Annotated in this window: 8 protein-coding genes; 6 read left to right on the forward strand and 2 right to left on the reverse strand. The window is 72.2% G+C overall.

Annotated features, from left to right (window positions below):
• Positions 1–63: 63 nt before the first annotated feature.
• Positions 64–2,232, reverse strand: coding sequence for a serine/threonine-protein kinase (locus tag ACZ4VI_RS34190; RefSeq protein WP_468005717.1), 2,169 nt, complete (start codon positions 2,230–2,232; stop codon positions 64–66).
• A 155-nt stretch (positions 2,233–2,387) separates the two neighbouring features.
• On the opposite strand from ACZ4VI_RS34190, the gene ACZ4VI_RS34195 reads away from it, so the two are divergent.
• The 5 genes from ACZ4VI_RS34195 to proC all read left to right on the forward strand — a co-directional run bounded on the left by ACZ4VI_RS34195 (position 2,388) and on the right by proC (position 5,863).
• Complete coding sequence (locus ACZ4VI_RS34195) at positions 2,388–2,702, forward strand: SH3 domain-containing protein (RefSeq protein WP_468005719.1); 315 nt, start codon at positions 2,388–2,390, stop codon at positions 2,700–2,702.
• Between the two features lie 34 nt (positions 2,703–2,736).
• Positions 2,737–3,246, forward strand: a complete 510-nt coding sequence (locus tag ACZ4VI_RS34200; protein WP_468005721.1) for a hypothetical protein — start codon at positions 2,737–2,739, stop codon at positions 3,244–3,246.
• A gap of 73 nt (positions 3,247–3,319) precedes the next feature.
• Positions 3,320–4,117 (forward strand): ABC transporter ATP-binding protein, encoded by a 798-nt coding sequence (locus ACZ4VI_RS34205; RefSeq protein WP_468005722.1) that lies wholly within the window; start codon positions 3,320–3,322, stop codon positions 4,115–4,117.
• Positions 4,114–4,902 carry an ABC transporter permease gene (locus tag ACZ4VI_RS34210; RefSeq protein ID WP_468005724.1) on the forward strand — a complete coding sequence of 263 codons (789 nt, stop codon included), beginning with the start codon at positions 4,114–4,116 and terminating at the stop codon, positions 4,900–4,902. Before ACZ4VI_RS34205 ends, ACZ4VI_RS34210 begins: the two co-directional genes overlap by 4 nt.
• A 151-nt stretch (positions 4,903–5,053) precedes the next feature.
• Positions 5,054–5,863, forward strand: coding sequence for a pyrroline-5-carboxylate reductase (gene proC, locus ACZ4VI_RS34215; protein WP_468005726.1), 810 nt, complete (start codon positions 5,054–5,056; stop codon positions 5,861–5,863).
• A gap of 13 nt (positions 5,864–5,876) precedes the next feature.
• On the opposite strand, the gene ACZ4VI_RS34220 is transcribed toward proC, so the two are convergent.
• The gene (locus tag ACZ4VI_RS34220) at positions 5,877–6,467 is read right to left on the reverse strand and encodes a cysteine hydrolase family protein (RefSeq protein WP_468005731.1); all 591 of its coding nucleotides are present in this window, start codon (positions 6,465–6,467) and stop codon (positions 5,877–5,879) included.
• Positions 6,468–6,548: 81 nt separating this feature from the next.
• Between ACZ4VI_RS34220 and ACZ4VI_RS34225 the strand changes: the two genes are divergently transcribed.
• Positions 6,549–7,562 carry a GlxA family transcriptional regulator gene (locus ACZ4VI_RS34225; RefSeq protein ID WP_468005728.1) on the forward strand — a complete coding sequence of 338 codons (1,014 nt, stop codon included), beginning with the start codon at positions 6,549–6,551 and terminating at the stop codon, positions 7,560–7,562.
• Positions 7,563–7,859: the final 297 nt, after the last annotated feature.

The following is a 7,859-nucleotide window of genomic DNA, read 5'->3' on the forward strand; positions in this document are numbered from 1 at the left end:
CTCACTCCCCACGTCCGTGCGTGTGCGCTGCGGCATCGTCCACCGCTGACCCGGCTCACGCGGTCACCAGCGGGCCGGGTCCCGCCCGTCCACGGCGAACACGGACCCGTCGGGCGCGGTCCCGAACACCTTCTCCCCGGCGACGACGGGCGCGGGCACGGAGGCCGCGTACCCCAGCCGCCCGTCCCGCAGCCGCGGCCTGGTCTGCCCGATCAGCGCCCCGCGCCCGGTGTCGACGGCGAGCAGCCGCCCGTCGGCCACGGAGAGATAGAGCCGCCCACCGGGTCCGAGGACGGGCGCGGAGACGTTCCCGGCGGCGGTCTCGAGCTCCCAGAGCACCCGGCCGGCGGGCGCGGCGGCGGTGTCGAGGGCGGTGAGGCTGCCGGCGGTGTCGAGGAGATAGGCGGTGTCGCCGCGGACGGCGATCCGGGGGTCGTCCATCGCGTACGGCAGGGGGACACGGCGCAGGGAGCCGTCGGCCGGGTCGTAGCGGACGAGGGCGTCCGTCTGCGTGTCGGCGTTGGACGAGCGCAGGAACACCACGCCGTTCGCGCCCGCACCCACCGGCACGAGATCGCCCGCGAGCCGCTTCCGCCAGACGATCTCGCCCGTCCCCGGCCGCAGGGCGCCGAGCGAGGTGCGGGCGGCGCCACCCGTGGTCTCGAACACGGGCACAAGGCCCGACGCCTCGTCGTACGGGCCGAATCGCGGCGCGGTGAAACCGGGCAGCGCGTGCCGCCAGCGCTGCTTCCCCGTGGAACCGTCGACGGCCCTGATCGCCGCCGAGGAGGTCGGGAAGAGCAGGATGTCCCCGGCCGGGCTCGCGCCTTCCTGACGGGCGGCGGCGCCGGTGTCCCAGACCGGAGCACCCTGATCCGCGGTGAACGTCCGCAGGGTCCCGTCGGCCGCGACGGTCCCGAGCAGGCCGCCGACGAAAACGGGGGGCAGGACGTGCTCGTCGACCGAACCTGGCCGCGACCAGAGCACCCGGCCGGTGGCGGGGTCGAGCCGGGCGAGCGTGACGCCGCCGGCCGAGCAGTAGAGAGCGTCGGCCGCGGAGACACAGGCGGGGGCGGTCGGGTCGCCGCTCTTCTGCAGCGCGGTCTGCCATCCGTCGAACGCGGCGGCGGCCGCCTCGGCCGGGTGGGGCCGGGTCGCCGGGCCCTCGCCGCCGCCCGGGCGCAGCGCCAGGAACGACCCGCCGGCTGCGAGGACCGCGAGCGCGGCGGCGGCCACGACCCACGGCCGCCGGCGGCGCCGACGGGTGCGCGGCGCCGGGGCTCGTACGGGCGTGTGCGCGTCCCAGGACGCCGATCCGCCCGCTGTCGGGCCGGAAGGCGATGCGGACGGTGTAACAGGGAGTGTCAGCGGCCGCCGCTGGGCGGGTATGAAGGCCGCCGCCTCGTACGAGGGCGGCAGCAGGGCCGCCATGATCTCGGCCGGAGTGGGGCGCTCCGCCGCCTCCTTGGCCAGACAGCGGGCGACGAGCGGAGCCAGCTCGGCCGGAACCCCCGACAGATCCGGCTCGTCGTGGACGACCTGGTACGCGACGATGTACGGGCTGTCGGAGTCGAACGGCCCGTGCCCGGTGGCCGCGTGCACAAGCACGGAGCCGAGCGCGAACACGTCCGCCGCCGGACCGACCTCGCGGGGCCGCTGGAACTGCTCGGGTGCCATGAACGGCGGCGAGCCGATCAGCTTCCCCGTCTCCGTGTGCAGATCGCTGTCGACCGGCCGGGAGATGCCGAAGTCGATGACCTTCGGTCCGGTGTCGGTGAGCAGGACGTTGCTCGGCTTGAGATCGCGGTGGACGACACCGGCCCGGTGGATGTCGCGCAGCGCCTCGGCGAGTCCGGCCGTCAGCCGGCGCAGTTCGGCGGGGGAGAGGGGCCCGTTCCGCTTCACCTGGTCGGCGAGGGTGGGGCCGGGAACGTAGAGGGTGGCCATCCAGGGGCGTACGGCATCGGGATCGGCGTCCACGACGGGTGCGGTGAAGGCACCGCTCACCCGGCGCGCGGCGGCCACCTCCTGGCGGAAACGGGCCCTGAACTCGGGGTCCTCCGCGTACTCTCCGTGCACCACCTTGACCGCGAGCCGCAGCCCGGAGGCGGAGGTGGCCAGATGCACCACGCCCATGCCGCCCGCGCCGAGGCAGGCCTGGAGACGGTACTCGCCCGCGTACTCGGGCTCTTCCGCGTCCCGATCGGCACCGGTCCTGCGCAACGGCGGCATCGCCCACCCCCGTGTGGTTCCCCGTCGAGTCCGCGCGCGTGCGCGACGCACGGAGCCTAGTCGATGGCACCCGCGATGTCGGAGGGGCTTGCTAGCCTGCGCGTCGCAGAGAGTGAATTCAAGCGCAGCGCTTTGCGCCAACGGGGGAGGACGCCATGGGTGTCGACGAGACGAAGGAAGCCGAGACGGCCGCGGGGCTGGACGGGGTGTCCACGATGAGCGTGGTGCGCTACCCGGTCGCGCCGGGCTACCGCGTGAACGTGCGCTCGGGCCCGGGCACGCAGTACCGCATCGTCCGGACGCTGGCCGCCGGTGTGAGCGTGCCGATCTACTGCCAGACGCCGGGCGAATGGATCACCGGCCCGTACGGCACGACGAACCTCTGGGACAACATCGCGGCGGGCGAGTACATCTCGGACGCGTACGTGAAGACCGGCAGCGACGGCTACGTCGCCAGGCGCTGCGGCTGACCCCTTCCGTCCGCGTCCGGGGATAATCGACCTCGTGAGCGACGAAGACCAGACCGCCAAGCCCAGCAGCCCCGCCGGCCCGCAGCCCGAGGAGATCCGTTTCTTCGGGACGACCTGGGTCGACCACAGCGGCAACTACGTGCTGCGCCGCGTCGGCCTCGCCGTCGGGGCGCTGGCCGCCGCCGCGGCGGGCTCCTTCGTGCTGCGGTTCGCCTACCAGGGGCTCGAGATCGCCGAGGTCGGCGGCTTCGTGAACCTCCTCGTGGTCCTCATGTTCGCGATCTGCAGCGCCATCGCGTTCCGCAGGACCTGGGAGGGCTTCGTCCGCCGCCCGGCCGACCCGGCGCGCGAGGACTCGCTGCGCAGCCTCAAGATGATCGGTTTCGTCGGCTCCCTCCTCGCCTATTTCCTCCGCTGCTTCATGGAGGCGCCCGGCGAGCAGCTGCGCCGCGCCGAGTACGAGACGGCCCGCAGCCAGTACGAGAAGCGCCGCGGCGCCCGCACGGGCAACCCGGCGACCCGCAAAAAGCCCAAGCGCAAGTAGCCCCCGCCCCCGACCCTCCGCGAACTACGCCGAGGGTTGACGCCCCGACACCCCCAGGCGCATTATTCATCGCATGATGAATTACTCGGAAGGAGGCCGCCCCGCCGCAGCGATCGTCGCGCACGGCCTCACCGTCGTACGAGGCGACCGCACCGTCCTGCGCGACCTCGACTTCGTCGTCCCCCCGGGCCAGATCACCGGCCTCCTCGGCCCCTCCGGCTGCGGCAAATCCACCCTGATGCGCGCGATCGTCGGCACCCAGGCCCATGTCACCGGCACCCTCGACGTCCTCGGCCGCCCGGCCGGCGACGCCTCCCTGCGCTCCCGTATCGGCTACGTCACCCAGGCTCCGTCCGTCTACGACGACCTCACCGTCCGCCAGAACCTCGACTACTTCGCCGCCGTCCTCCTCCCCGGCCGCACCCACCGCGAGGACCGCCGCGCCGCCGTCGCCCGCGCCATCGACGACGTCGACCTCGCCTCGCACGCCGACTCCCTGGCCGGCCGGCTCTCCGGCGGGCAGCGCAGCCGCGCCTCCCTCGCCGTCGCCCTCCTCGGCACCCCGGAAGTCCTCGTCCTGGACGAACCCACCGTCGGCCTCGACCCCGTCCTCCGCCGCGACCTCTGGAACCTCTTCCACCGCATCGCCGAGGACCGCGGCGCCGCCCTCCTCGTCTCCTCCCACGTCATGGACGAGGCCGAGCGCTGCCACCGGCTGCTCCTCATGCGCGACGGCGAGATCCTCGCCGAGGACACCCCCGACGCACTGCGGCGCCGCAACGACACCGCCACCGTCGAAGAGGCCTTCCTCCACCTCGTCGACGCCGCCGACGCCCGCGAAGCCGTACGCCTCCAGGAGCCCCAGCGATGAGCGCCCACCCGTCTCCCACCACCACCCTTCCAAGGCCGCGCTTCGCGCCTTCTCTTTCTCGCACCCTCGCCACCGCCGCCCGCGTCCTGCGCCAACTGCGCCACGACCCGCGCTCGATCGCCCTGATGCTCCTCGTGCCGTGCCTGATGCTCCTCCTGCTCCGGTACGTCTTCGACGGCAGCCCGCGGACCTTCGACAACATCGGCGCCTCGCTGCTCGGCATCTTCCCGCTGATCACGATGTTCCTCGTGACCTCGATCGCCACCCTGCGCGAACGCACCTCCGGCACCCTGGAACGCCTGCTCGCGATGCCCCTGGCCAAGGGCGACCTCATCGCCGGCTACGCCCTCGCCTTCGGACTCCTGGCCATCGTCCAGTCCGCCCTCGCCACCGGCCTCGCCCTCGGCCTCCTCGGCCTCGACGTCGTCGGCTCGCCCTGGCTGCTCCTCCTCGTCGCGCTCCTCGACGCCCTCCTCGGCACCGCCCTCGGCCTCTTCGTCTCGGCCTTCGCCGCCTCCGAATTCCAGGCCGTCCAGTTCATGCCGGCCGTGATCTTCCCCCAGCTGCTGCTCTGCGGCCTCTTCATCGCGCGCGACCAGATGCAGCCCGTGCTCGAAGCGATCTCCAACGTGCTGCCCATGTCGTACGCCGTCGACGGCATGAACGAGGTCCTCCGCCACCCCGACATCACCGGCGACTTCATCCGCGACGTCCTCGTCGTCGCCGGCTGCGCCCTGCTGGTCCTCGCCCTCGGCGCGGCCACCCTCCGCCGCCGCACCGCCTGACGCACCCCGGCCGTACCGCCCCGGGCCCCGTACCGCCCCTCGGACGCCCAAGCCGCACGGCCCCGCACGGTGCGAGGATGTGCATGCGCGTGGACGGACTGTCCACGCAGATGGACAGGCACATGCCCCTTCCGGCGAGGTGAACAGAGCCATGACCCAGACCGTCGCAGTCCTCGGCACCGGCAAGATCGGTGAAGCGCTCCTCAGCGGCATGATCCGGGCCGGCTGGCGCCCCGCCAACCTCCTGGTCACCGCCCGCCGCACCGAGCGCGCCGAAGAGCTGCGCGCCCGCTACGGCGTCGAGCCCGTCACCAACGCCGAGGCCGCCAAGCGCGCCGACACCCTCATCCTCGCCGTGAAGCCCCAGGACATGGGCCGTCTCCTCGACGAGCTCGCCCCCCATGTCACCGCCGACCGGCTCGTCATCAGCGCCGCCGCCGGCATCACCACCTCCTTCATCGAGGAGCGCCTCACCACGGGCACCCCCGTCGTCCGCGTCATGCCCAACACCCCCGTCCTCGTCGACGAAGGCATGTCCGTGATCTCCGGCGGCAGCCACGCCACCTCCGAACACCTCGTCCACGCCGAGGAGATCTTCGGCGGCGTCGGCAAGACCCTGCGCGTCCCCGAGTCCCAGCAGGACGCCGCCACCGCCCTCTCCGGCTCCGGCCCGGCCTACTTCTACTTCCTCGTCGAGGCGATGACCGACGCCGGCATCCTCCTCGGCCTCCCCCGCGCCCAGGCCCACGACCTGATCGTCCAGGCCGCCATCGGCGCCGCCGTGATGCTCCGCGACAGCGGCGAACACCCAGTCAAGCTCCGCGAAGCCGTCACCTCCCCGGCCGGCACCACCATCAGCGCCATCCGCGAGCTGGAGAACCACGGCGTACGCGCCGCCCTCATCGCCGCCCTGGAAGCCGCCCGCGACCGCAGCCGCGAGCTCGCCTCCGGCAACGGCTGACCGGCCCGCCGGCCTACGCGGCCGCCGCCCCCTTCAGCACCTGCTCCGCCGACACGACCCGGGCGAACCGCCCGCCATGCAGCGACACCGCCGTCGCCCGGGTCAGCTCCTCGGCCGACGCCGCCCACCCGAAAGGCCCCTCCAGGTCGAACGTGTGCATCGCGTCCAGCGGAAACACCACGTCGTACCCGAGGTTCCCGCCCATCCGCGCCGTCGTCTCGTTGCACATGTTGGTCTGGATCCCGACGATCACGATCTGCTCGATCCCCTCCCCGGCCAGCCACCGGTCCAGCGAGGGCTCCCCATAGAAGGCCGAGTTCACGCTCTTCGTCACCAGCAGCTCCCGTCCGCTGCCCTGTCCCCTCCGCTCCTCGACGAAGTCCTTGAAGTCGTTCCCCACATGCCCGACCCGCAACGGCGACCGCGACTGAGCCGGCGAGTCGTGCCGTACGAACACGACCGGCCGCCCCGTCTCCTGCCACAGGTCGATCAGCGCCCCGATGTTCTCCTCGGCCGCAGGATTGTTCCGCTTCCCCCAGTACTCCTCCTCGAAGCCCTTCTGTACGTCGATGACAACCAGCGCTGCGTTCTCCGCGATCTCGATCTCCATGCCCACGATGCTGCCGCCCCCGAGCCGACCCTCCCAGAGGGAGGAAAGTCAGCGATCGATGGTTTACTGCCACCCATGCAGCGCATCGCCCTGATGGCCTTCCCCGGCATCCGCGCCTTCGACGTCTCTGTCATCACCGAGATCTGGGGAAGCGACCGCAGTACGCGCGGCGTCCCTCCCTTCGAACTGCGCCGCGTCGCAGCCGACCCGGCCATCCCGATCACCATCCGCGGCGGCCTCACCCTCACCCCCGACCGCCCCCTCGACTGGCTCCACGGACTGGCCCCCACCGATCTCGTCCTCGTCCCCGGCATCGAGAACCCCGACGCCGAGACCCCCGCCCCCGTGCTCGAAGCCCTCCGCCAGGCCCACGCCGCCGGTACCCCGGTCGCCTCCCTCTGCGCGGGCGCCTTCGTCCTGGCTCAGGCAGGAATCCTCGACGGCCGACGCGCAGTCACCCACTGGCACCTCGCCACAACCCTCGCCACCCGCCACCCCCAGGTCACCGTCGAGCCCGACGCCCTCTTCGTCGAGGACTCCGGTATCTGGACCTCGGCCGGCACCGCCGCCGGCATCGACCTCTGCCTCCATCTCGTCCGCACCGCCCACGGAGCCGAGGCCGCCGCGACGATCGCCCGCTCGATGGTCACCGCCCCCTTCCGTACCGGCACCCAGGCCCAGTTCATCGAGCACCCCACACCCCGCGCCGACCGCGACGCCGACGCCCTGGCCGCCGTCCGCTCCTACGCCCTCGCCCACCTCGACGAGCCACACACCGTCGCAAGCCTGGCCGCCCGCGCCGGTATGTCCCCGCGCACCTTCGCCCGCCACTTCCAGGCCACCACCGGCACCACCCCTCTCCACTGGCTCATCACCCAGCGCGTCGCCGCTGCCCAGAAGCTCCTCGAACTCACCGACCATCCCCTCCCCGAAGTCGCCCGCCGCGCGGGCTTCGGCAGCGAGGTCACGATGCGTCAGCACTTCGCCTCGCACCTCGCCACCAGCCCGCGCGACTACCGCCAGGCCTTCCGTCACACGGCCGAACGGCCGCCGAGGACGTGGGTTGACATGGGATTCCCCGATCCGTAGTGTTCTCCGAGTTGTCCGACGTGAGCACCGACTCCGGTCGGCCCCGGACAGCCATTCCGCAAGATCCATTAGAAGCTGACGGTGCTTCATCGTGCCGTCGTGCTTTCCGTGCGTTTTTGCGAAATGAGGAATCCGCGTTCGAAGGTTTGAGCGCGAGCCGCCCGATTAGCGTCGGGGGCAGGGAATCCGCTAAAGTCTCACTCGTCGGAACGGCCCAACAGCCGCGAGGACAACCCCCTCTGACTGGGAATCAGGCCCGAAAGGATCTGATAGAGTCGGAAACGCAGGAAGGCCGGA

The organism is Streptomyces sp. NPDC029169 (assembly GCF_055563935.1).

Excerpts from the sequence above, each read along its gene's own strand:
- ACZ4VI_RS34225 (WP_468005728.1), top strand. The coding sequence starts at position 6,549 with ATGCAGCGCATCGCCCTGATGGCCTTCCCCGGCATCCGCGCCTTCGAC.
- proC (WP_468005726.1), top strand. The coding sequence starts at position 5,054 with ATGACCCAGACCGTCGCAGTCCTCGGCACCGGCAAGATCGGTGAAGCG.
- ACZ4VI_RS34195 (WP_468005719.1), top strand. The coding sequence starts at position 2,388 with ATGGGTGTCGACGAGACGAAGGAAGCCGAGACGGCCGCGGGGCTGGAC.
- ACZ4VI_RS34205 (WP_468005722.1), top strand. The coding sequence starts at position 3,320 with ATGATGAATTACTCGGAAGGAGGCCGCCCCGCCGCAGCGATCGTCGCG.
- ACZ4VI_RS34190 (WP_468005717.1), bottom strand. The coding sequence starts at position 2,232 with ATGCCGCCGTTGCGCAGGACCGGTGCCGATCGGGACGCGGAAGAGCCC.
- ACZ4VI_RS34210 (WP_468005724.1), top strand. The coding sequence starts at position 4,114 with ATGAGCGCCCACCCGTCTCCCACCACCACCCTTCCAAGGCCGCGCTTC.